This is a genomic window from Acidisoma sibiricum, assembly GCF_057837225.1.
The window spans coordinates 1,220,224-1,243,592 of the sequence record NZ_CM174445.1 but is presented as its reverse complement, the minus strand read 5'-3'; the positions used below and the strand labels follow the sequence as shown (position 1 = coordinate 1,243,592).

General features: G+C 63.5%; 23 protein-coding genes and 1 pseudogene. 5 read left to right on the top strand and 19 right to left on the bottom strand.

Features of this window, described 5'->3' with window-relative positions; translation table 11 throughout:
• The first annotated feature begins 105 nt into the window (after positions 1-105).
• Positions 106-432, top strand: coding sequence for a thioredoxin TrxA (trxA, locus tag AC3G7M_RS06075; RefSeq protein ID WP_489214810.1), 327 nt, complete (start codon positions 106-108; stop codon positions 430-432).
• 50 nt (positions 433-482) lie between these two features.
• A complete protein-coding gene (locus AC3G7M_RS06070; protein ID WP_489215972.1) occupies positions 483-827 on the top strand; it encodes an acyl-CoA thioesterase in 345 nt (114 codons plus the stop codon).
• 12 nt (positions 828-839) lie between these two features.
• On the opposite strand, the gene AC3G7M_RS06065 is transcribed toward AC3G7M_RS06070, so the two are convergent.
• From AC3G7M_RS06065 to AC3G7M_RS06010, 12 genes are all read right to left on the bottom strand, one after another.
• Positions 840-1,334 (bottom strand): YaiI/YqxD family protein, encoded by a 495-nt coding sequence (locus AC3G7M_RS06065; protein ID WP_489214809.1) that lies wholly within the window; start codon positions 1,332-1,334, stop codon positions 840-842.
• A gap of 263 nt (positions 1,335-1,597) precedes the next feature.
• Complete coding sequence (locus AC3G7M_RS06060) at positions 1,598-2,320, bottom strand: ABC transporter ATP-binding protein (RefSeq protein WP_489214808.1); 723 nt, start codon at positions 2,318-2,320, stop codon at positions 1,598-1,600.
• Entirely contained in the window at positions 2,313-4,397 is a 2,085-nt protein-coding gene (locus AC3G7M_RS06055) for a branched-chain amino acid ABC transporter ATP-binding protein/permease (protein WP_489214807.1), read from the bottom strand. The genes AC3G7M_RS06060 and AC3G7M_RS06055 overlap by 8 nt, the downstream gene beginning before the upstream one ends.
• A 13-nt stretch (positions 4,398-4,410) precedes the next feature.
• Entirely contained in the window at positions 4,411-5,340 is a 930-nt protein-coding gene (locus AC3G7M_RS06050; protein WP_489214806.1) for a branched-chain amino acid ABC transporter permease, read from the bottom strand.
• A gap of 210 nt (positions 5,341-5,550) precedes the next feature.
• The gene (locus tag AC3G7M_RS06045; protein WP_489214805.1) at positions 5,551-6,789 is read right to left on the bottom strand and encodes a branched-chain amino acid ABC transporter substrate-binding protein; all 1,239 of its coding nucleotides are present in this window, start codon (positions 6,787-6,789) and stop codon (positions 5,551-5,553) included.
• A 138-nt stretch (positions 6,790-6,927) separates the two neighbouring features.
• A complete protein-coding gene (locus AC3G7M_RS06040; protein WP_489214804.1) occupies positions 6,928-7,956 on the bottom strand; it encodes an ABC transporter substrate-binding protein in 1,029 nt (342 codons plus the stop codon).
• Positions 7,957-8,097: 141 nt separating this feature from the next.
• Positions 8,098-9,066 (bottom strand): ABC transporter permease, encoded by a 969-nt coding sequence (locus AC3G7M_RS06035; protein ID WP_489214803.1) that lies wholly within the window; start codon positions 9,064-9,066, stop codon positions 8,098-8,100.
• Positions 9,063-9,950 (bottom strand): ABC transporter permease, encoded by an 888-nt coding sequence (locus AC3G7M_RS06030; RefSeq protein WP_489214802.1) that lies wholly within the window; start codon positions 9,948-9,950, stop codon positions 9,063-9,065. The genes AC3G7M_RS06035 and AC3G7M_RS06030 overlap by 4 nt, the downstream gene beginning before the upstream one ends.
• Positions 9,943-10,773, bottom strand: a complete 831-nt coding sequence (locus tag AC3G7M_RS06025; RefSeq protein ID WP_489214801.1) for an ABC transporter ATP-binding protein — start codon at positions 10,771-10,773, stop codon at positions 9,943-9,945. Before AC3G7M_RS06025 ends, AC3G7M_RS06030 begins: the two co-directional genes overlap by 8 nt.
• Before the next feature lie 2 nt (positions 10,774-10,775).
• The gene (locus AC3G7M_RS06020; RefSeq protein WP_489214800.1) at positions 10,776-12,032 is read right to left on the bottom strand and encodes a Zn-dependent hydrolase; all 1,257 of its coding nucleotides are present in this window, start codon (positions 12,030-12,032) and stop codon (positions 10,776-10,778) included.
• A complete protein-coding gene (gene preA / locus AC3G7M_RS06015; protein WP_489214799.1) occupies positions 12,029-13,327 on the bottom strand; it encodes an NAD-dependent dihydropyrimidine dehydrogenase subunit PreA in 1,299 nt (432 codons plus the stop codon). The genes AC3G7M_RS06020 and preA overlap by 4 nt, the downstream gene beginning before the upstream one ends.
• Positions 13,328-13,345: 18 nt before the next feature.
• Positions 13,346-14,677, bottom strand: coding sequence for an NAD(P)-dependent oxidoreductase (locus AC3G7M_RS06010; RefSeq protein ID WP_489214798.1), 1,332 nt, complete (start codon positions 14,675-14,677; stop codon positions 13,346-13,348).
• A 131-nt stretch (positions 14,678-14,808) separates the two neighbouring features.
• Here AC3G7M_RS06010 and hydA point away from each other — a divergent pair, with 131 nt between their 5' ends.
• Positions 14,809-16,248: a dihydropyrimidinase gene (hydA, locus tag AC3G7M_RS06005; RefSeq protein WP_489214797.1), complete on the top strand. Its 1,440-nt coding sequence runs from the start codon at positions 14,809-14,811 to the stop codon at positions 16,246-16,248.
• A 4-nt stretch (positions 16,249-16,252) separates the two neighbouring features.
• Here the strand turns inward: hydA and AC3G7M_RS06000 are convergent, their stop codons facing one another.
• Complete coding sequence (locus AC3G7M_RS06000) at positions 16,253-16,651, bottom strand: type II toxin-antitoxin system VapC family toxin (protein WP_489214796.1); 399 nt, start codon at positions 16,649-16,651, stop codon at positions 16,253-16,255.
• A complete protein-coding gene (locus AC3G7M_RS05995; RefSeq protein WP_489214795.1) occupies positions 16,648-16,959 on the bottom strand; it encodes an AbrB/MazE/SpoVT family DNA-binding domain-containing protein in 312 nt (103 codons plus the stop codon). The genes AC3G7M_RS06000 and AC3G7M_RS05995 overlap by 4 nt, the downstream gene beginning before the upstream one ends.
• 98 nt (positions 16,960-17,057) lie before the next feature.
• On the opposite strand from AC3G7M_RS05995, the gene AC3G7M_RS05990 reads away from it, so the two are divergent.
• Together AC3G7M_RS05990 and AC3G7M_RS05985 are read left to right on the top strand one after the other, a co-directional pair.
• Positions 17,058-18,851 carry an NAD(P)-binding domain-containing protein gene (locus AC3G7M_RS05990; RefSeq protein WP_489214794.1) on the top strand — a complete coding sequence of 598 codons (1,794 nt, stop codon included), beginning with the start codon at positions 17,058-17,060 and terminating at the stop codon, positions 18,849-18,851.
• 27 nt (positions 18,852-18,878) lie between these two features.
• Entirely contained in the window at positions 18,879-19,283 is a 405-nt protein-coding gene (locus AC3G7M_RS05985) for a VOC family protein (RefSeq protein ID WP_489214793.1), read from the top strand.
• On the opposite strand, the gene AC3G7M_RS05980 is transcribed toward AC3G7M_RS05985, so the two are convergent.
• The 5 genes and pseudogenes from AC3G7M_RS05980 to sufC all read right to left on the bottom strand — a co-directional run.
• Positions 19,274-19,657 (bottom strand): HesB/IscA family protein, encoded by a 384-nt coding sequence (locus tag AC3G7M_RS05980; RefSeq protein ID WP_489214792.1) that lies wholly within the window; start codon positions 19,655-19,657, stop codon positions 19,274-19,276. The genes AC3G7M_RS05985 and AC3G7M_RS05980 overlap by 10 nt on opposite strands.
• Before the next feature lie 15 nt (positions 19,658-19,672).
• Positions 19,673-20,071 carry an SUF system Fe-S cluster assembly protein gene (locus AC3G7M_RS05975; RefSeq protein ID WP_489214791.1) on the bottom strand — a complete coding sequence of 133 codons (399 nt, stop codon included), beginning with the start codon at positions 20,069-20,071 and terminating at the stop codon, positions 19,673-19,675.
• A 20-nt stretch (positions 20,072-20,091) separates the two neighbouring features.
• Positions 20,092-21,339 carry an aminotransferase class V-fold PLP-dependent enzyme gene (locus tag AC3G7M_RS05970; protein WP_489214790.1) on the bottom strand — a complete coding sequence of 416 codons (1,248 nt, stop codon included), beginning with the start codon at positions 21,337-21,339 and terminating at the stop codon, positions 20,092-20,094.
• The gene (sufD, locus tag AC3G7M_RS05965; RefSeq protein ID WP_489214789.1) at positions 21,336-22,631 is read right to left on the bottom strand and encodes a Fe-S cluster assembly protein SufD; all 1,296 of its coding nucleotides are present in this window, start codon (positions 22,629-22,631) and stop codon (positions 21,336-21,338) included. The genes AC3G7M_RS05970 and sufD overlap by 4 nt, the downstream gene beginning before the upstream one ends.
• Positions 22,631-23,326, bottom strand: a pseudogene (gene sufC / locus AC3G7M_RS05960) (Fe-S cluster assembly ATPase SufC); the annotation flags it as partial. The gene sufD and the pseudogene sufC, both read right to left, overlap by 1 nt.
• Between the last annotated feature and the right edge of the window lie 43 nt (positions 23,327-23,369).

Here is a 23,369-nt window from a genome sequence, read left to right as displayed (position 1 = left end):
TGCTCGCCGGAGCAAGCTTGCCTGACGGATGGGAATGCCCCACCTTCAGCCTAACGCAACATTACGCGCCTGCGTGCGGCGCGGTTTCACAGATGAGGCTTTCCCATGGCTGGCAATACCAAGGCTGTCACCGACGCTAGCTTCGATGCGGATGTTCTGAAGGCATCCGGCCCCGTCGTTGTCGATTTCTGGGCCGAGTGGTGCGGCCCTTGCCGTGCGATCTCCCCGGCGCTTGAGGAAATCTCGGCCGAATATGCCGGCAAGCTGACCATTGCCAAGGTCAATATCGACGAAAACCCGATGACGCCGAGCAACTATGCGGTGCGCGGCATCCCGACCCTGATCCTGTTCAAGGACGGCAAGCCGGCCGCGACGCAGGTCGGCGCCGCACCCAAAAGCGTGCTCAAGGCCTGGATCGAGCGCAGCCTCTAAAAGGGATTTCGCCGGTGGCGATACGTGAGCCTTTGATCCGCGTCATCGCCATGCCGGCGGATACCAATCCGTCGGGCGATATTTTCGGCGGCTGGCTGCTGGCGCAGATGGACTTGGCGGCGGGCAATCTGGCCCATCGCATCGCCAAGGGCCGCTGCGTCACGGTGGCGCTGGACGGCATGGCTTTTCTGGCCCCGGTCCATGTCGGCGATGAGGTCAGCTTCTATGCTGACCTTCTCTCCATGGGCCGGACCTCGATGAAAATCTCGGTCGAGGCCGAACGGCGCACCCGCTACCAGACGGAGACAGTGCCGGTCACCAAGGCGGTCTTCACCTTCGTCGCCATCGACGAGGACCGCAAGCCGCGTCCCGTGCTGGACGGCGACGGCTCTTAGTCCAAGTAAAAATCAGAATCCGCCGGGCGGGATCATCATCCGCCGCGGCGCGGCGGGCTTGCGGGCCGCGCTGATGGCCGCATCCAGGGCCGCCAGAAAGCGGGAGCGGTCTTCCCGCGTCAGCCCGTCCGGGCCCCGCGTATTGGCCCCGAAAGAGCGCAAATGCTCGGCCACCGCCCGGCCGGCGAGTGCGGTGCCGATATTGTCTTCCGTCCAGTGATGCCCGCGTGAGGATAAGGCCCGCGCGCCTTTCGCCAGGCAGCGCGCGGCCAGCGGAATATCGGTCGTGATGCAGACATCGCCCGCCGCGATCTGATCGGCGATCCAGTCATCGGCCACATCGGGTCCGTCCGCCACCGTGATCATTTCGACATTCGGGCGGCCGGTGGGGCGCAGCGGCCGCGATCCGTTGGCGACCACGACAACCTTGAGGGAGAGACGGTCGGCGACGCGATAGACTTCGTCCCGCACCGGGCAGGCATCGCCATCGATATAAAGAATGGTCATGCGGCTGGTTAAACCATCCGCGGGACCATTCTCAAGCCCCGCGCACGTCCTGGCCTGCTTGATCAAGCACATCGCTTGCGCAACAGCTAGAGTTTGTCCGTTTCGATAAGAATCGCCCATTCAACACCGTCATACCCGCGCCAGCGGGTATCTTCTGGCGGCGTGGCGCCATTATCGGCGAGGTGCCGCCCGCAGCGGTCAAGAAGATGCCCACTTGCGTGGGCATGACAGGGTAAACTGTTTGAAAGAAAGGCTGACGTACTCTAGGCCGCGACGACTTGCATTTCGCCCAGATAGGCGTCCCGCACATGCTCGTTTTCGCGGAGTTCGGAGGCTGGCCCCGACAGCACCACCCGTCCGGTCTGCAGCACATAGGCGCGATGGGCGATGGACAGCGCCATCGCTGCATTCTGCTCCACCATGAAGATGGTCACGCCCTGGCGATTGATCGTCTGGATGATCTCAAAGGTCTGCTCCACGAATAGCGGCGACAGGCCCATCGACGGCTCGTCCATGCAGATCAGCTTCGGCCGCGCCATCAGCGCGCGCCCGATGGCCACCATCTGCTGCTCGCCGCCCGACAGCGTGCCCGCCTGCTGCTCCCGCCGCTCCTTCACGCGCGGGAACAGGGAATAGACGCGCTCCAGATCCTCATCGAATTCCGGGCCGCGCTTACGGGTGTAAGCACCCATCTCAAGGTTTTCGTAGACCGTCATGCGCGGAAACAGCCGGCGCGCTTCCAGCACCGGTGCGATGCCGCGCTTCACGCGCTCAGCGGTGGGCAGGCGATCGATCCGCTCGCCCTCGAAGATCACCTCGCCCGAAGTCGGCCGCACGATGCCCATGATCGTCTTCATGGTCGTGGACTTGCCGCAGGCATTGCCGCCCAGCAGGCAGATGATCTCGCCCGCACCCAGGTTATAATTGACGTTCTTCAGAACGTGCAGGTCGCCGTAGTACGTATTGACGTTGCGGAACTCAAGCATGAGCGGCGGCTCCCCGGCCGAGATAGGCCTCTAGCACCTGTTCGTTGCGGCGGACTTCCTCGGGCAGGCCTTCGGTCAGCTTGTCGCCATGGTCCAGCACGATGACCTTGTCAGCGATGCGGGTCACCACATCCAGCTTGTGCTCGATGATCAGGATGGTGAGGCCCAGCGCATGCAGGCCCTTGATCTGCTCGGCGAGTTCCAGGCTTTCCGAGGTGTTCATGCCGGCCGTCGGCTCATCCAGCAACAGCAGCATGGGCTTGGAGGCGAGCGCGCGGGAAATCTCCACCCGGCGCCGATTGGCGTAGGACAGGCCCACCACCGTCTGCGTCAGACGTGGCATCAGGCGGTTGCCGAAGATGCGGGCGATCTCGATCACCCAGTCGCGGCCTGCCGCCTCTTCGGTCAGCTTCTTAGGCGAGCGGAAAACCGCCGAGAAAGGACCCGCCTTCAGGCGCGCATGCAGCCCGACCATGATGTTCTCTGCGACCGTCAGCGTCGTGAACAGGCGGATGTTCTGGAAGGTGCGCGCGATGCCTGTCTGCAGAATCTGATGCGGCGGCAGACCCAGAATCTCATTGCCGCGGAACAGAATGCTGCCTTCGCCCGCCCGCGTCAGACCGGTGATGGTATTGAACAGCGTCGACTTGCCTGACCCGTTCGGCCCGATGACCGCGACCACGCTGCCCGCCGGCACGGTCAGATTGACCTTGTTGAGCGCGACCAGACCGCCGAAGCGCACGGTCAGATCCGTGATCTCCAGCATCGGCACATCGCCCGGCGCATGGGTATAGGCCGCACCCCCGATCTGCGAGAGGGTGATATCCTCCGCGCGGACATGCGTCTGCACGGTCGCATGCTGCTGCTCGAAAGACAGCGCCCGCTGCCGCCGGTTGGCCGGGATCAGGCCTTCCCGGCGATAGAGCATCATGATGACGAGGATGATGCCGAAAATCAGCTCGCTCGCCTGGGTCAGGTCCACCGAACTCAGATAGTTGTTGTGGATGCTGTCGCCGAAGGCGTTCACCCATTGCGTCAGGTCGCCGAGGAACCAGGACTGCAGCAGCTGCAGCAGCACGGCGCCGACCACGACGCCCCAGACGCTGCCCAAGCCCCCCAGCACGACCATGACCAGGATCATGATGGAGACCGGAAAGCCGAACATGTCCGGCGTCGCCGTTTGCAGCTTGGCGACATAGAAGGTGCCGGCCATGCCGGCGAAGGCCGCGCCCAGGCCGAAGGCGAGCAGCTTGAAGCGGGTCAGGTTGATGCCCATCGCACTCGCCGCGATTTCATCGTCGCGGATCGCCATCCAGGCGCGGCCGATCCGGCTTTCGCGCAGGCGGGTGCTGGCGAAGATCAGAAAGGCGACGACGCCGATGCCGACATAATAATAGGGCGTCGCGTCGATGCCGAATTTGTAGCTGAACAGTGTCGGGCTCGCGATGCCGTTCAGGCCGGCGGCACCATTGGTCAGCCCCGTCCAGTTGCGCGCCACGATCGGCACGATCTCACCGAAGCCAAGCGTCACGATGGCGAGATAGTCGCCCCGCAGGCGCAGCGTCGGCGCGCCGAACAGCACGCCGAAAAAGGCGGAAATCACGCCTGAGATCGGCAGCATCAGCCAGAAGGAAACGGTGAAATGCACCAGCGTCTGGCCGTTCTGCACCACTTTCTGCACCAGGCCGAGGGCCGCGAAGGGCGCCCAGAAGCCGCTCCATTCGGGGGTGATCTGCCAGGAGGTCAGGATGCCGTAGGCATAGGCGCCGATCGCAAAGAAAGCGGCATAGCCAAGGTCGAGCAGGCCGCAGAAGCCGACCACGATATTGAGGCCAAGGGCGAGGGCGGCATAGGCTGCGGCATTGCCGGCGGCGTCGATATTGGCCTGATCGCCGGTGATTACCGGAAACAGCACGGCCAACAGGGCGACCAGCGCAATCGTGCCGGCGCGGAAGCCCGGCCGGTCGAAGGGCTTGGTCAGCCAGTGCCACTTCGCCGGCGGGGCTTCCACCATATGCAGGGCATTGGTGTTCTCATGTCCCGGCTTGGCATCGGGGGGCGCGGTTGTCGTATCCATTATCCGTGCTCCTTCAGGACTTGGTGGGCGCCAGGCGCCCGAGCAGGCCGGCAGGGCGGCAGACGAGCACGAGGACGAGCAGGGAGAAGATGATGACGTCGGCCCATTTCGCGCCGACATACTGGCCGGCCATGGCTTCGATCAGACCGATGATCAATCCGCCGATCATGGCGCCCGGAATATTGCCGATGCCGCCCAGAACCGCGGCGGTGAAGGCGCGCAGGCCAGCGGTGAAGCCGATGCCGAAATTGGTGAAGTTGTAATACAGGCCGAAGATGAACCCGGCCGCGCCGGCCAGCGCGGACCCCAGGAAGAAGGCGGTCATGATCACTCGGTTGACGTCCACACCCATCATCAGCGCGGCATCCGGGTCCTGCGCCGTCGCGCGCATCGCCTTACCCAGCTTGCTCCGCTGCACGAAGATATAGAGCCCGCCCATCAGAACGGCCGACAAGGCCCAGATGATGAACTGGAAAATCGTGATCTGCGCGGTGCCGATATGCAGCGCCACAGAGGGAATCGGATTCGGGAAGTTCTTGGTATTGGCGCCTACCGACAGCATGACGACATTCGACAGCACATAGGATACGCCGATCGTGGTGATCATCGCCATCGGGCCCTGCACGCCGCGCAGCGGTCTCAGCGCCAGTCTTTCAATTCCAACGCCGAGCAGGCCGCAGGCGACCATCGTGACGGCCAGCGTCACCACCAGCACGCCGACCAGCGGCAGGCCGTGCAGCAGAATCGTCTGCCCGCTCAGGCCGAACAGGCTCAGAACGCCCATCGCGACAAAAGAGCCGATCATGAAAACATTGAAATGGGAGAAATTGATCAGCTCCATAATTCCATAGACGATCGTGAAGCCAAGGGCGAGCAAAGCATACATCGCCCCCAGGCTAAGACCGTTTATGAATTGCTGGAGAAGGAGATCGAAGGAGGACATTCTTTAAAAGATCCCGGCTCTCAACAGAAATTTTAAGGTGAACCGCAGGCAATGCCGTCTCATTCCCAGGCTTGGCGTAAAAGCTGAGGCGCCCGCCAATGGAATGGATGCGCGACACGGAATAATGACACAGCGTCGTATTGCCGGACCGTGAAGCACCTAAAGGAGAAGGGGCGCCCGGTGCGGGCACCCCTTCGCAGTCTTGGTCAATCAGCTCTGCGGCGCAACGCCGATGTATTTGAACTGATGAATGGCGTCATCGAGCGGGAAGCTCGGGTTATGCGTAATCTGGAACACACTGACGACGCGCTGCTTCACGTCGCCATTGGCGTCGAAGGACACCTGGCCCTGCAGCGTATCGACCGTCGAGCTGGCAATCGCCTCACGCACGTTTTCCCGCGTCGGGGTCTTGCCGGCCGCAATCACCTTCTTCAGCGCGGCCAGGATCACCAGCACGCCGTCATAGGCGGTGATGGCATAGTCATCCGGGGATTCGTTGAAGGCCGAATTATATTCGTTCAGCCAGTTGGCGATCTTCGGATCTTCGGTCATGTGCGGCGAGGCATTGGTCACATACCAGCCGGCGGCGGCCGGGAAGCCAGCGCCCGTGGTGATGTCCGGCGTATAGATGCCGTCGCCGCCACCCTTCTTGATGCCAGGCACGATTTCATAGGCCTGCTTCACCAGCTTCACGCCGGCGTTGCCAACGCCACCATAATAGAGCGAGCTTGCGTTGAGGGATTTGATCTTGGTCAGCACGGCCGAATAGTCGGACGCGGTCGGGTCAAGACGGTCGCGGCCCAGGATCTTCAGCCCCTTGGCTGCGGCCTGCTTCTGGAAGGCATCCGCCAGGCCCACGCCATAGGCGCCGCTATCGTCGAGGATATAGACATCCTTCACGCCGAGCGTCTCGGCATAGAAGTTCGCCATATTCGGACCCTGGAAGGCGTCCGTCGTCACGGTGCGGAAGAAGGTCGGCTTACCGCTCGGCATATACTGCGCCGCAAATTGCGGGTTTGTCAGATCCGGGTTGGTCGCCGACGGCGTGATGATCGCGACATTGCCTTCGCTGAGAATCGGCGCCATCGCCTTGGCGGAGCCGCTCATTTCGGGACCGATCGCGGCCAGAACCTTCGGATTGGAAACGAATTTACGGGCATTCGTCGCCGCCTGAGCAGGGTCATACTGCCCGGCGGTTGCCGTGGCATCGTTCAGCACCAGCGGCTTCAGCGTATAGCCGGGGATTTCGTTGGCGTCATTAGCTTGCTGGATGCCCAGCAGCGCGCCGTTCATCATGCGCTTGGCGCCAGCGGCATCCGCGCCCGTAATGGGCAGGTTGATGCCGATGATGATGGTCTTGTCGGCAGCTTGGGCGCCGCGCGGCAGTCCGAGCGCCGCCCCCAATGCGGTACCGGCAAGAAGGGTCGCCGCAGAACGTCTCGTAATCATCAATAGATCTCCTAGATCAGAACTTACGCGCTGGGTGAGGGCAAGGGCGCGACACGGCTGATGTAAGCAAGCATCGCGCCATCACAGAAGTCTAGCTGGAAAATAACGCTTGGGTTAATCCGTCGTCCGGGTCAAGTCTTAGCTTTTAAAGGCTTTGTCCCAAACTACCCGGCTATAGGCGCCGTCAGGTTTTTTAGTGATCACAGGTGTCGATTTCGTCGACAGAAGTTCATCGATAGTACGATCATAATCCGCAGCCTGCAGATAGCCCCAAGGTGAAGTGCCAAGCAGCTTCACGATGCCGGCGACCATGCGGGCCTGATGTTGCTTCGTCAAGACGCCGGCCGTGTCCGCCGCCAGCAGGATTTGAACCGCTTCGGCCTGATGCTTCTGCGCATATTCCCAACCTTCCTGAGAGGCTTTCAGGAACCGCGCCAGCCTATCCACTTTTGCAGGGTCATTGAGCGAGGATTGCAGCACATAGAGGCCGTCTTCCAACGTCGCCACATGCTCGGCCTGATACTTGAAGACCAGAAGCTGGGCCGGCTTCATGCCCGCCTCAATCAACTGCCAGTATTCGTTATAACTCATGGTGGAAATACAGGCCGCCTGCTTCTGCAACAGCGGGTCGACATTGAAGCCCTGCTTCAGAACCGTGACATCCGCCTGGGGACCATCGGTGCTGTACCCAAGCTTGGCCATCCATGACAGGAACGGATATTCGTTGCCCGAGAACCAGACGCCCAGCGTCTTGCCTTTGAAATCGGCCGGGGTCTTGATGCCGCTATCCTTACGGCAGGTCAGTTCCATGCCGGAATTCTGGAAGACCTGAGCGATATTGACGATCGGCACGCCCTTTTCGCGCGTGGCGAGCGCCGAGGGCATCCAGTCGATCACCACATCCGCGCCGCCGCCGGCCAGAACCTGATCGGGGTTGATGTCCGGGCCGCCGGGCTTGATCGTCAGGTCCAGGTTATCGGCTTTATAAAAACCCTTCGCCAGCGCCACGTAATAGCCGACGAACTGGCCCTGCGTGACCCATTTCAGCTGCAGCGTGAGCGGGTCGGCGGCTTGCGCGGACGCGGCGCCGGTCACCAGGCCCGCCATCCCGAACACGAAAGCAGCACCGATCCCAAGCAGGAAGCGGCGCAAAGGTTGTCGCATCATAGTCCCCCCAGATGTCGCACAAGGCGCAGTGAAGCAGTATTGGCGCCTTCATGCAGCAAGATTGATGCCGCGGCGCTAAATCTTGCCGGGGTAGCGGGACAGAAACGGTTCGACTTTTATTTGGCCGGGGGCAACACCCCCTTAGGCGCGGCGGGAGTCGCGCAGCGAGGGATGCCAGAAGGTCACAATCCGCTCCACGGCCGCGATCAGGGCGAAACTGACCGAGCCCGCGACGGCGGCCACCACGATCGTCGCCCAGACGATATCAAGGTTCATACGCGCCGCCTCGGTCGAAATGCGGAAACCCATGCCGCGCGTCGGCGTGCCGAAAAATTCCGCGACCACCGCGCCGATCAAAGCGAGCGTCGAATTCAGCTTCAGCGCGTTGAAGATCATCGGCATCGCCGCGGGCAGGCGCAGATGGACCAGCGTCTGCCAGTAGCCGGCGGCGTAGGTTCGCATCAGATCCCGCTCCATGGCGTCGCTTGAGGCAAGTCCTGCCCGCGTATTAACCAGCATGGGAAAAACGGTCATCAGCACCACGACCGCCGCCTTGGACTCCCAGCCGAAGCCGAACCACATGACCATGATCGGCGCGATGCCGATGATGGGCATGGCGCTGATGAGATTGCCGAGCGGCGTCAGCCCGCGCTGCAGGAAGGGTGACCGGTCGATGGCGAGCGCCAGCAGAAAGCCAAGGCCGCAGCCCATCGCGTAACCCGCGACCACGGCATGCAGGAAGGTCTGGACGAAATCGCTCCACAGCAGCCCGAGGTTGCGGGCGAAGGCGAGCGCTATGGCCGAAGGCGGCGGCAGAATGACGAAGGGCACCTGCAGCCCCACCACCAGCATCTCCCATAGCCACAGCAGCAGCAGGCCAAACAGGATGGGGGAGGCCAAACGGTCGGCCCGGCCGTTCCCGCGCGCAAATAGAGCGAGACCCGCAAGTGCCAGAACAAGGCCGATCCCGGCCATGATCCAGGGCATGCTGTCGAAATTCCGCAGGGCCAGCCGCGACAGCGTGCAGAAAGCCAGCCCGGCCGCCGCCATGATCCAGGCCGCACTGCCCGGATCGGCGCTGCGCAAATCCCGCGCCGCTCCACCGCTCACAGCCGGCCTCCGCGCAGCAGGATGACGCCCCGCTCCAGCAGCGTCACCGCCAGCAGCCCGGCCAAAGCCAGCAGGCTCGCCATCACCAGGGCGCTCCACATCATCATTGTTTGGCCGTAATAACTGCCCGCCAGCAGACGGGCGCCGAGGCCCACCTGCGCGCCGGTCGGCATCTCGGCCACGATCGCGCCCGTCACCCCCAGGGCGACCGCGACTTTCAGGCTCGGGAACAGAAAGGCCATGGCGGCAGGCCAGCGCAGCTTGGTGAAGACCGCCCCCTCGCCCGCGCTATAAGTATGCATCAGGTCCAGCTGCAGTGGATCGGGCGTGCGAAATCCCTTCACCATGCCGACCGTCACGGGAAAGAAGGTGAGATAGGCGACGATCACCGCCTTGGGCACCAGCCCGTTAATGCCCATCGACCCCAAAGCCACCACCAGCATCGGCGCGATGGCCAGGATCGGAATGGTCTGGCTCGCAATCACCCAGGGCATCACCGAACGGTCCAGCGTGCGGATATGCACAATGCCGATCGCCAGCAGCACCCCGAAGATGAGGCCGAAGAACAGCCCGACCGCGGTCGTCTCCGCCGTGTAGCCTGCCTGCAGCAGCAGGTTGCGCGGAGAGGAGAGCGGATAGCCGAAGACGCTGTCCACCAGTGCGGTCGCGATCTGATCGGGCGCCGGTAAAACGGGCCGGTCCATCGTCCAGCAGGCCTGGGCCAAGGCCCAGAAGCCGCCGGGCTGGTCCGGGTCCATCAGCGCTTCCGCCTGCGGCGCGTTCAGCCAGATGGCCGCCCCATACCACAGGATCAGCACAACGATCAGAACGGTCGGGATGGGTAGAATGCGTCCCGCAATCCGCAGCGGGCGCCGACTAGACATGGCCGTAGCCGATATGCAGCGCCTCCCGCACCCGCTTGGATAAAGCGAGGAATTCCGGCGTCTCCCGATCCTCCAGCCGCCGCTGCCGCGGCAGATCGCTTGCGATGATCTCCACCACCCGGCCCGGCCGGGCCGACATCACCACGATATGGGTCGAGAGAAAGACGGCCTCGGGAATGGAATGGGTGACGAACACCCCGGTCAGCTCGGTCCGACGCCATAGCTCATGCAGATGCAGGTTCAGCCCATCGCGCGTTATTTCATCCAGCGCGCCGAAGGGCTCGTCCATCAGCAGCAGGCTCGGCTTGAAGCTGAGCGCGCGGGCGATGGAGACGCGCTGCTGCATGCCACCCGACAGCTGCCAGGGAAATTTCCGCGCAAAGTCGCCCAGGCCCACCAGGTCCAGATTGCGCCTGGCCTCACTCTGCCGCTCGGCGCGCCCCATGCCGATGATTTCCAGCGGCAGCATGACATTGCGGGCGACCGATCGCCACGGCAGCAAGGCCGGCGCCTGGAAGACATAGCCGTAAGCCCGCGCCAACCGCGCTTCCTCCGGCGTCATGCCGTTCACCCGCAGCAGGCCCGAGGTCGGCTGCACCAGATCTGCAATCGCCCGCAGCAGGGTCGTTTTGCCGCAGCCAGAGGGGCCGATGAGGGAGACGAAATCGCCCTGGCCGATCGTCAGATCGACGTCGGACAGCGCGACTGTCGCAGCCTCGCCCTCACCGAAGCGGATGGAAAGCCCCGCCGCCACCACCGCCGCACCCGCCGCCGCGGGGCTCGGGTGGTCGCTTGTTGCAGCCATGCTGACAGTCTCGCTCACAGTCACGCCTTCTCGGCGAGCTTCGCATCCATGGCAAGCACCGCCTGCAACAGCACCTGCGCGCCGGCCGCGACATCACCCGGCTCGGCACTCTCCGACTCATTATGGCTGACGCCACCAGCGCAGGGCACGAAGATCATCGTCGTCGGCGCGACGGAGGCGATATAGGCCGAATCATGCCCGGCGCCTGAGATGATGTCCCGGTGGCCGAAGCCCGCCTGCTCCGCCGCGCCCCGCACGGCCGCAATGCAATCAGGGTCGAAATGCACGGCCGGCGAATCCCAGATGCAGGTAAGCGCGAGCGTCACCCCGCTCGCCTCCGCAATCGCCGCTAGCCGGGTCCGCAGCTTCTCTTCCATCGCTGCGATCACGGCGTCATTGGGGTCGCGGAAATCGACGGTAAAGAAGGTCTCGCCCGGAATGACGTTGCGGCTATTGGGCCGCGCCTCGATCAGGCCGACCGTGCCGACCGCATCCGGCCCATGTTCCAGTGCGATCTCATGCACGGCCTCGATCATGCGGGCCGAAGCCAGCAGCGCGTCCCGGCGCAGCCGCATCGGCGTCGATCCGGCATGGCTGTCATTGCCGGTCACGGTCACCTCATACCAGCGCATGCCCTGCACGCCGGTGACCACGCCGATCGTCTTCCCCTCATCCTCCAGGATTGGCCCCTGCTCGATATGCAGCTCGAAATGCGCGGCAAGCTTGTGGTCGCCGCAGCTTTTCTCGCCGACAAAGCCGATATCGCGCAGCGCATCGCCGAAGCGGATGCCGTCGCGGTCTTCGCGGTCATAGGCCCACTCACGGCTAAACTTGCCGGCAAAAACCCCGGAGGAGAGCATCGCCGGCGCGAAGCGGGAGCCTTCCTCATTGGTCCAGTCGATCACCTCGATCGGATGCGTCGTCTCATAACCCGCATCCTTCAGCGTGCGCAGCAGTTCCAGGCCTGACAGCACGCCGATGATGCCGTCGAACTTGCCGCCCGTAGGCTGCGTATCCAGATGGCTGCCGATGGCGATGGGCGGCAGACTATTGTCACGCCCCGGCCGCCGGGCGAAAATATTGCCCATGTCGTCGATGGTGACCGTGCAACCGGCCTCTTTACAGGCAGCAATAAACCAGCGGCGCACCTCGGCGTCCAGCTCCGTCAGCGTCAGCCGCTTGATGCCGCCCTTGGCCGTGCCGCCGATCCGGGCTGTGTCGAGAATGGTATCCCACAGCCGCGCGGGGTCGATGGCAAGATTGGTGTCGAGGCTCATAGCGAGGCTTTCGTCAGTTCGGCAGAAGGCGCCACCCGCAGCGGATTGTTCGGGTGTTCTTTCCAGGTGGAGAAGGGCAGTCCGGTCTCGGCCGGGTTCATGGTGATGCAGTTGTCGACCGGGCAGACATGGAAACACAGATTGCAGCCCACGCATTCGTCTTCGATCACCTCGTAATGCCGTTGTCCGTCAACCCGCGTGGCGCTGATTGCCTGATGCGCGGTATCCTCGCAGGCGATGTGGCACAGGCCGCATTTCACGCACAGATCCTGGTCGATATGGGCCAGCGTCTTGAAGTTGATGTTGAGGTCTTCCCAATGCACGAAATTGGGAACCGCCTTGCCCTGAAAATCCTTGATCCGCGCATAGCCTTTCTGGTCCATCCAGTTTGACAGGCCATCGGTCAGATCGTCGATGATGCGGAAACCATGATGCATCGCGGCGGTGCAGATCTGCACGGTCCCCGATCCCAGCGCCATGAACTCGGCCGCGTCGCTCCAGGTTGATATACCACCGATGCCCGAAATCGGCAGGCCGGCCATATCGCCTGCCCGCGCAATCTCACCCACCATGCGCAGCGCGATCGGCTTCACGCCCGGCCCGCAATAGCCGCCATGCGTGCCTAATCCCCCCACCACCGGCGTCGGCGCCATGATGTCGAGATCGACCGAGACGATGGACATGATGGTATTGATGAGCGAGACCGCATCGGCGCCCCCGCGATAGGCGGCACGCGCGGGCGCCAGAATATCCGTCACATTCGGCGTCAGCTTCACGATCACCGGCATGCGCGTATTCTGCTTGCACCAGCGCGTCACCATCTCGACATATTCCGGCACCTGGCCCACGGCCGCACCCATGCCGCGCTCGCTCATGCCGTGCGGACAGCCGAAATTAAGTTCGATCCCGTCCGCGCCGGTCTCTTCCACCAGGGGCAGTATCGCCTTCCAGGCTGCTTCCTCGCAGGGCACCATCAGACTGACGATGATCGCGCGATCCGGGAAATCCCGTTTCACGGATTTGATTTCGCGCAGGTTCACATCCAGCGGCCGATCCGTAATCAGCTCGATATTGTTGAAGCCCATGATGCGGTTGCCGCCATAGCCCACGGCGCCGTAGCGGCTGGAGACATTGACCACCGGCGGGTCCTCGCCCAGCGTCTTCCACACCACGCCGCCCCAGCCCGCTTTCAGCGCGCGCACGACATTATATTCCTTATCGGTCGGCGGGGCAGAGGCCAGCCAGAACGGATTGGGTGATTTGATGCCGGCGAAATTGACGGAGAGATCGGCCATGTCGCTAGTCTCCGTGGATCAGGCTGAAAGAAAACGATGGATGGCAATCGCAGCATCGCGGCCATGGGCCACCGCCTGCACGGTCAGATCCTCGCCCGCGCTGACACAATCGCCGCCGGCGAACACGCCGGGCAGCGACGTCTGGTAATTGCCGTCCACGCCAATCCGCTTGGCGCCCAGAACCGGCGCACTGCCTTCCAGCAAGGGCTCGGGCAGAAAGCTTTGCCCCACCGCCTTCAGGACAAGATCGGCCGCAAGCGGCACGCGCTCCTCGGTCACCACCAGCCGGCCTGCGTCAAGCTGCGTGCGGGCGAAGGTGACCGCGCCATATTCGATCGCGACCGGGGTCAGCCAGTGGCGGATGGCCACGCCATGGGTCTGCGCCCAGTCCTGCTCCACCTTGGTCGCCCCCATCTCCTCCGGGCCGCGGCGATAGACCAGCGTCACGGTATCAGCGCCCAGCAGCCGCACCTGCGTCGCGGCATCAATCGCCGTATTGCCACCGCCGATGACGATGACATGGCCATGAACAAGAGCCGCCGCCTCTTCCGGCTTCTGCCGCAGCAGTCCAATGAAGCCCAGCGCGTCCATCACACCCGGCAGGTCTTCGCCCGGCACGCCAAGCCGGTTGGGGTCAGCCAGGCCCAGCCCCAGAAACACCGCATCAAACCGCGCCCGCAGATGATCCAGCGTCAGATCGGGGCCGAGCGGTGTCTCATATTCGATGGTGATGCCGCCGATCGACAGAATGAACGCCACCTCCCGCTGCGCGAAGTCATCCACCACCTTATAGGCGGCGATGCCGTATTCGTTCAGCCCGCCTGGCTTGGGCTTTGCCTCGAAAACGACGACGTCATGGCCGAGCAAAGCGAGGCGATGGGCGCAGGCAAGGCCCGCGGGCCCGGCACCGACCACGGCGACGCGCCTGCCCGTCAGCGGTGCGCGGGTGAAGGGATGTTCGCCCGTTTCCATCAGATAGTCGGTCGCATAGCGCTGCAGGCTGCCGATGGTGACCGGCTTGCCCTCCTGCGCTTCGCGCACGCAGGCCTGCTCACACAGGATTTCCGTCGGGCAGACGCGGGCGCAGCTGCCGCCCAGGATATTGCTGTCGAGAATGGTCACGGCCGAGCCGCGGATATTGCCGGTGCGGATTTTGCCGATGAAGCCCGGAATATCGATCCCCGTCGGGCAGGCCTCCACGCAGGGCGCGTCGTAGCAGAAGTAGCAGCGGTCAGCCTCCACCCGGGCGGCGTCGCGCGACAGTGGCGCGGACATCTCCCCAAGCTTGATCGCGACCTCTGCCGCGGCCTCGCGGGCGCCTAAAACTTGATCGCCGAGCCCTTCCGACATTCAATCCCCCGCTATGTCCGCGTGTGGATGCTGCTTAAAGCGGCACGAGGTGTCAACGGACAGACGGCAAAGCCTTCCCAAGCAGGCGCGGCCGGTACACGATAGCCCATCGTTTCGCTCTGGAGGAAGCCATGTCCCTTCTCATTCGCGGTGGCGAGGTCGTGACCGCCGACCGGCGGTTCCGCGCCGACGTGCTCTGCGATGGCGGCGTCATCCAGGCGATCGGGCCGGATCTGGAAGTGCCCGCGGGGGCCGAGATCGTCGATGCCGGCGGCCTGCTCGTCATGCCCGGTGGCATCGACCCTCATACCCATATGGAACTGCCCTTCATGGGCACAGTCGCGAGCGAGGACTTCTTCACCGGCACCTCTGCCGGTCTCGCGGGCGGCAATACGACGATCATCGACTTCGTCATCCCCAGCCCCGGCGCCTCGCTGCTCGACGCCTATCACACCTGGCGCGGCTGGGCCGAGAAGGCGGCGGCCGATTACAGCTTCCATGTCGCCGTCACTCATTGGTCCGATCAGGTGGCGGAGGAGATGGGCATCCTCACCCGTGACCATGGCGTGAACAGCTTCAAGCATTTCATGGCCTATAAGGGCGCCATCATGGTGGATGACGATATCCTCCTGAAAAGCTTTTCACGCGCATTGGAATTGGGCGCGGTGCCCACCGTGCATGCCGAGAATGGCGAGGCCGTCGCCTTCATGCAGAAGGCGCTGCTCGCCCAGGGCATCACCGGCCCGGAAGGCCATGCGCTCTCCCGGCCGCCGGCGGTGGAGGGGGAGGCCGCCACGCGCGCCATTGCCATCGCCGGGCTGATCGGCGCGCCGGTCTATATCGTGCATGTCTCAACCGAGGAGGCTGCCGCCGCCATTGCCCGCGCCCGCGCGCAAGGCCAGCGCGTCTATGGCGAGGTACTGGCGCAACAGCTCGTCATTGACGAAAGCGTCTACCAGAATACGGATTTCGCGACGGCGGCGGCCTATGTGATGAGCCCGCCTTTCCGGCCCAAGCACCACCAGAAGGCGCTTTGGGCGGGGCTCACCTCCGGCCAGCTGCAAACCACGGCGACCGACCATTGCGCCTTCTGTGCGCCGCAAAAAGCGGGCGGACGTGACAATTTCACCCTCATCCCCAACGGCACCGCCGGTATCGAAGACCGCATGAGCGTGCTCTGGCATCACGGCGTGCGCACCGGGCGGCTGACACCGTCCGAATTCGTCGCCGTCACCTCCACCAATACGGCAAAGATTTTCAACATCCATCCGCGCAAGGGCGCGGTCGAAGTGGGCGCCGACGCCGATCTCGTGCTGTGGGATGCGGAGGCAAGCCGCACCATCTCCGCCAAAACGCATCACCAGAATGTCGATTTCAATGTCTATGAAGGGATGGAGGTCACGGGCCTCGCCGCCACCACCATATCTCAAGGCAAGATCGTCTGGCATGAGGGCGAGCTGCGCACGGTGCGCGGCGCCGGGCGCTATATCGACCGCCCCTGCTTTCCAGCCACTTTCGATGCGCTCGGACTTTTGAACACCGCGGCCAAACCGGTCGGGGTTGTGCGATAAAGCTTTAGCCGAGGAGTTGCGCGCTGTGTCGCTGCTGGGTCAGCAGGGACACAGCGCGCCTGTCGAAGGACAAGAAGGTCTCACCACCCAGAAAGCGGCCTTCATAGGCGATCACCCCATCGGCGAAATCTCCGCCGGCCGTAAGGGTCGCGATCCCAGCCTCCACCGCAGGTCGGTTGATGGCGACATTCTCCGCCGCAACGAGAGCAACCAGTGCCTCTGCAATGGCATCTCCCCCTAACTTGTAAGCGCGTCCTAGAACCCAAACAAGTTCGCACAGGGTTGATAAGGTAACGACAACAAGCTCTGCTTCGCGCAGAAGCTTGGCAGCCATGGCCGCCTGTCGTTCGTCATCTAACGTGGCGGCCCGAACCAGAACGTTCGTGTCCACAGTAACCTTCATGGTTCGCCAGCCCAGCCCGCCGCGATCGCCTCATTTATCTCCTCGATGGTCAGAACTTTATCGGTTTTCCCAGCTAGCACACCAATAAAGCTATCAATCGTCGCGGCCGGGCGTGCGGCGCGCAGCTCCAGCCGCCCATCGGGCAGCTTGTCCAGCTCAATCTTGTCACCAGGCTGGATGCCAAGGTGATTGAGCACATCCTTGCGGAAGGTCACCTGCCCTCGCGCCGTCACGGTCAAGGTCGCCATGGCTTCACCTATCTTGTCACGCTCAAAATAATGCAATTTTACCTTATTTTCAATGATCACGTGGTCGCGCGCCGGGCTTGACGCGCGGGCGCCCGCGGCTTGAAGCTGCCTCTCATAAAACGGCGCCGCTCAAGACGCCGGTACCGGAGGAGATTGGGATGAACCCATCACGCACGGCGCTTGAGGCTTGGCTTGCGTCGCTGAGCCAGGCGTTCGAGGCCCAGGACAGCGCGGCGGTCGCCGCACTCTTCACCGAAACCGGCTATTGGCGTGACCTGCTTACCTTCACCTGGAACATCACCACCAGCGAAGGCCGCCCGGCCATCCGCGCCATGCTCGACGCCCGGCTGGCTGAGACCGCACCGAGCCAGCTCGCGGTGGTTGATGAGGCGACCGAGGAGCACGGCACCGTCAGCGGCTGGTTCACCTTCGAGACGGCGCAGGCGCGCGGCATCGCCCATGTCCGCCTGCGCGACGGGCTTGCCTGGACGCTGCTGACCTCGATGGAGGAGCTGAAGGGATACGAGGAGAAAAAGGGCCGCCGCCGCGCCTTCGGTGCCGAACATGGCGTGCATCAGGGCCGCAGCACTTGGCTTGAACGCCGGCTGGAGGAGGAGGAGACGCTCGGCTTCACCCAGCAGCCCTATACGGTCATCATCGGCGGCGGCCAGGGTGGTCTGGCGCTGGCTGCGCGGCTGCGGCGCCTCGGCGTGCCGACCATCATCGTCGAAAAGAACCCGCGCGCGGGGGACAGCTGGCGTCACCGCTACAAATCGCTCTGCCTGCATGATCCGGTCTGGTACGACCACATGCCCTATCTGCCCTTCCCTGATGACTGGCCGGTCTATTCGCCGAAAGACAAGATCGGTGACTGGCTCGAAATGTATGCCAAGGTCATGGAGCTGAACGTCTGGACCTCCAGCGAAGTGACCGGCGCCCGCTATGATGAGACAACGGGCACGTGGGATGTCGTGGTAGACCGTCAGGGCCAGAGCATCACGCTGCACCCGACGCAGCTTGTGCTCGCCACCGGCATGTCGGGCATCCCGAACGTGATCGACGTGGAGGGTGCCGCGCATTTCCGCGGCACAGTGCATCATTCAAGCCAGCATCGCGGCGGCGAAGGCTATCGCGGCAAGAATTGCGTCGTCATTGGCTCCAATAACTCCGCCCATGATATCTGCGCCGACCTGTGGGAGCACGGCGCCGCATCCGTCACCATGGTGCAGCGCTCCTCCACCCATGTCTCGGCTTCGGACTCGCTGTTCAAGTTCGGCACCAGCAAGCTCTACTCCGAGGATGCGCTCGATCGTGGCATCACCACCTGGAAGGCGGACCTGATCAATGCTTCGGTGCCCTATGCGATCATGCATGAATTCCATAAGCCGGTGATGGATGCGATCCGTGCGCATGACGCCGATCTCTACGCGCGACTGGAGAAGGCAGGCTTCCTGCTTGATTTCGGCGACGATGAGTCCGGCCTTTTCATGAAATACGTCCGCCGCGGCTCGGGCTATTACATCGATGTCGGTGCCTCTGAACTGGTCGCCGACGGCCGCATCAAGCTGAAAAGCGGCGTCGCCGTTGACCATCTGACGGAGAACATGGTCGTCTTCAGCGATGGCAGCGAACTGCCCGCGGATCTGGTTGTGCTCGCCACCGGCTATGGCTCGATGAACGGCTGGGCAGCAAAGCTGATCAGCCAGGAGGTCGCGGACAAGGTCGGCAAATGCTGGGGTCTCGGCTCCAATACGACGAAGGACCCAGGACCCTGGGAGGGTGAGCTGCGCAATATGTGGAAGCCGACGCAGCAGCCGGGCCTCTGGTTCCAGGGCGGCAATCTGCACCAGTCGCGGCACTACTCGCAGTATTTGGCCTTGCAGCTGAAGGCCCGGATGGAGGGTCTGCCGACGCCGGTCTATGCCTTGGCGCCGTCCTACCATCGCGCATAGAAGGGGAACGGTCAGAAGGATCAGCCCATGTCACACCGCATCGCCTCGGTCACCTTCCTCGTCGATGCCTATGACACGGCGGTCGCCTATTTCACCAAAGTGCTCGGCTTCGCGCTCACGGTGGATGACGATCGCGGCGGTGGGGATCGCTGGGTGGAGGTCACACCCTCAGGCGGTGGTGTTGCCATCCGCCTGGCCAAGGCGCGCAACCAGGCCGAACAGCAGGCTATCGGCGCGCAGGCCGGGCGCCGCGTGCTCTGTGTCCTGCATACCGATGATCTGGCGCGCGACGTCGCGACCTATAAAGCGCGCGGCGTCACCTTTCAGGAAGAACCGCGACATGAGCCCTATGGCTCCGTCGCGGTCTTTCAGGACTATTTGGGCAACCGCTGGGATCTGATCCAGCCGGCGGCCACTGCGTCTCAGACGTAAAAACTCTCGCCGCAGCCGCAGCGGCCTTTTTCGTTCGGATTGGTGAAGGTGAAGCCGGCGGTTAGCTTATCCACCTTGTAATCCATCTCGGTGCCGATCAGGAACAGGCTCGCCTTGCGGTCCACCAGCACGGTCTGCCCGTTATCGGTCACGACCTCATCGGTCGGGCCGGCCGCGTCCACCCAGTCCATGTCATAGGACAGGCCCGAGCAGCCCTTGGTACCGACGGAAATCTTGAGCAGCTTGCCCTGCTGGCCGCTGGCATAAAGCTTGGACAGACGCTCGGCCGCGGCATCGGACAGCCGCATCAGCGGCGGCAGCGCGCGGCGCGCCGGCTTGGGAGAAGCAGAACCCGTCTCTGTCGTCTGGCTCATCTCAGTCTCCTTCCCTCAAAACATATTCATGGCAAGACGAGCCTCGTCGCTCATCCGGCTCATATCCCATGGCGGGTCCCACACGGTCTCGACATCGCAAGCCGTGACACCCGGCACCACCATGATCGCTTCCCGCACCATCACCGGCAATTCCTGGGCCGATGGGCAGCCAGGGGCGGTCAGCGTCATCTCCACCTTGATCTTGCCGTCATCAGCGATATCCACCGCATAGATAAGGCCAAGTTCGTAAATATTCACCGGAATTTCGGGGTCGTAGACGGTCGCAATCGCCTCGATCACGGAATCCTCGCTGACCGCGGTCGCGGCCGGCGGGGCAACCTCGCCATCCGGCGTCCAGGCGTGATGCACAGCCTGATCCTCAGTCGTATCCAGCTTATGGATTTGGTCGTCCATATGATCCTCCTGCCCGGCCATCAGGCGAAAAATGCTCTGACGCGGCCAAGCGTTTCGGCCAGGAAATCGATCTCCGCCAGCGTCGTATAAACGCCGAAGGTGGCGCGGGCGGTACTATCGACACCCAGACGGTGCATCAGCGGCTCAGCGCAGTGATGTCCGGCACGGACAGCAATGCCAGACCGGTCGAGCAGCGTCGCCACATCATGCGCGTGCGCTCCCGCCAGGGCAAAGGAAATGACACCACCCCGATCCTGCGCCCGGCCGTAGATGTGCAAGCCCTCAATGGCGGACAGGGTCGCCAGCGCATGTTCGGTCAAGGCCGCCTCATGCGCCGCAATCGCCTCGTAGCCGATCGCCTCAACATAGCCGATGGCGGCATTCAGGCCGATGCCCTCCAGAATGGCGGGCGTGCCGGCCTCGAACTTATGCGGCACCCGCGCCCAGGTGGAGCGCTCAAAGGTCACGGAGGAGATCATGTCGCCGCCGCCCATAAAGGGCGGCATCGCCTCCAGCAGTTCGCGCTTGCCATACAGCACGCCGATGCCGGTGGGGCCGTACAGCTTGTGGCCGGTCCAGGCATAGAAATCGACGTCCAGCGCCTGCACATCGATGCGGCGATGCACGATCGCCTGGGAACCGTCCAGCAGCACACGCGCACCATGGGCATGGGCGAGTGTCACGATGCGCTCGGCCGGGGTGTAGGTGCCCAGCACATTGGACATATGGGTGATCGCGACCAGCCCGACCTTCCCATCAGCCAGCAATGTCTCAAGATGGTCAACATCCAGCTCGCCTGCATCCGTCACCCGCGCCACGCGCAGTTCAATGCCATGGGCATCGCGCAGCATCTGCCAGGGCACGATATTGGCGTGATGCTCCATTTCCGAAATCACCACGGCCTGGCCGGGCTTCATCACCCCGCGGCCGTAGCTATGGGCGACCAGATTCATCGCCTCGGTGCTGTTGCGCGTGAAAACGATCTCGTCGCGGGACGACGCATTCATCAGGCGCGCAACGGAATCCCGCGTCGCCTCGAAAGCCTCCGTCGTCCGCTCGCTCATCCAATGGGCACCGCGATGGACATTCGCATATTGCGTCTCCATCGCGTCCCGCATCGCATCGATCACCACCCGGGGCTTCTGCGCCGAGGCGCCGCTGTCCAGAAACACCAGTTTCTGGCCGCGCACGGTCTGGGACAGGATCGGAAAATCTGCCCTGATCCGTTCCACGTCAAAAGTGGTCGCACGCCCCGGTATGGCATTCATGCTGCAGGTGCCTCCGCATCTTTGCCTGTGGTCGCCCACCACTCTTCGACGGCCCGCTCAAACACGTCGCGCAGACCGTCATGCGCCACCGCCTCAAAAGCGTCGGTCAGGAAGGCGCGCACCAGAATCATCCGCGCCATATCGGCCGGAATGCCGCGGCTGCGCAGATAGAACAGCTGCTCGGGGTCCAGCGCACCCACGGTCGCACCGTGGCTGCACTTCACGTCATCGGCATAAATTTCGAGTTCCGGCTTGCTGTTGATCTCCGCATCGGGGGACAGCAGCAGGGCCTGGTTCATCTGGTAGCCGTCGGTCTTCTGGGCGATCCGCGCCACTTCAATACGGCCCTGGAAGACGGCGCGCGATTTACCGGTCAACACAGACTTCACAGTCTGGCGCGAAGGGCAATTCGGCGCATCATGGCTGATCGCAGTCGTGAAGTCGCTGACCTGACTGCCGCCCATGATCTGGGCCGCATTCAGATGCACCGCGGCCTGCTCGCCGCCCAGCCGCGCATGGATTTCCGTCCGCCCCAGGCGGGCGCCCAGTGCGAGCGAGAAGCAGTCATAAACGCCCCGCGCCGCGGTATCGGCATAGATCGTGCCAAGGTGAAAGGCGTCCTGGGAATCCTGCTGCAGACGGCCATGGGTCAGATGGGCGTCTTCGCCGACAGCGACCTCGATGACCGGGTTGTTCAGATATTCGCCGACCCCGGCCGAGACTTCCAGCAGCACCAGCCGCGCGCCATTGCCAAGCGCAATGCGATGCCGCGGATGGCTCGCGACCCGCCGATGGCGGCCGCTGGTCAGTTGCGCCAGCATCAGAAAGCCGCCGTCGAAACCGGCCGGCACATCGATGATGATGCCGTCTTCGGTCAGCATGGTGTTCAAGGCCACCACGCGGTCACGGTCCGGCCTGGTCAGATCGCCGAAAACGCCCGTCCCGGCGAAGGACCGCACCTCCAGCCCGTCGGGCAGCACGGACAGATCAGGACGGTAGCGGCCATCGATGAAGATCAGCCGCGGGCCTTCCACGTCAGGCAGCAGGCACAGCAGCTCGGCGCCCGCGTCCATATCGTCGATCGGCTCCTGAAAGCCGAGACCGGCGAAAGGCCGTAGATTCGTATAGTGCCAGGCCTCGTCCTTCGGCGTCGGAAAGCCACGCTCCCGCAAAACGCCCGCGGCCGCGTCACGCCGCTCGGCGCTGCCCGGCAGGCGCGCCCGCAATCCGTCGTAGCGCGTGAGAAAGCCCGTCAGGGCCTCGCCCGTCGGCTGTTGTGTTACGGCCTGCATTATGCCGCCTCCGCCGCCTCGCCGATGATGCCGGCATAGCCCTGGGCTTCCAGCTCGCGCGCAAGGTCCGGTCCGCCCGAGCGGATGATGCGGCCATCGGCCAGCACATGCACATGGTCGGGCACGATGTAATCCAGCAGGCGCTGGTAATGGGTAATGACGAGGGCCGAGAAATCCGGTCCGCGCTGGGCGTTCACGCCTTCGGCCACGACGCGCAGCGCATCGATGTCGAGGCCGCTATCGGTCTCGTCAAGCAAAGCCAGTTTCGGGGCCAGCAGCGCCATTTGCAGAATTTCGTTGCGCTTCTTCTCGCCGCCCGAAAACCCGACATTGACGTTGCGCTTCAGCATGTCTTCCGACATGGCGAGCTTCTTCACCGCCGCGCGGGCCTGTTTCAGAAACTGCACGGCATCCAGCTCGGGCTCGCCGCGCGCGCGGCGCAGCGAATTGAGTGACGTGCGCAGGAAATTCGCATTGCCCACGCCCGGCAGTTCGACCGGATACTGGAAGGCCAGAAAAATGCCGGCCGCCGCGCGCTCTTCCGGCTCCATGGCCAGGATGTCCTGACCAAAGAAGGTGGCACTGCCGCCGGTCACCTCATAACCCTCACGGCCCGACAGCACGTAGGACAGTGTGGATTTGCCGGCGCCGTTCGGCCCCATCACCGCGTGAACCTCGCCCGGCGGGATCGTCAGATCGATCCCCTTGAGGATTTCCTTGCCGTCGATGGACGCGGTC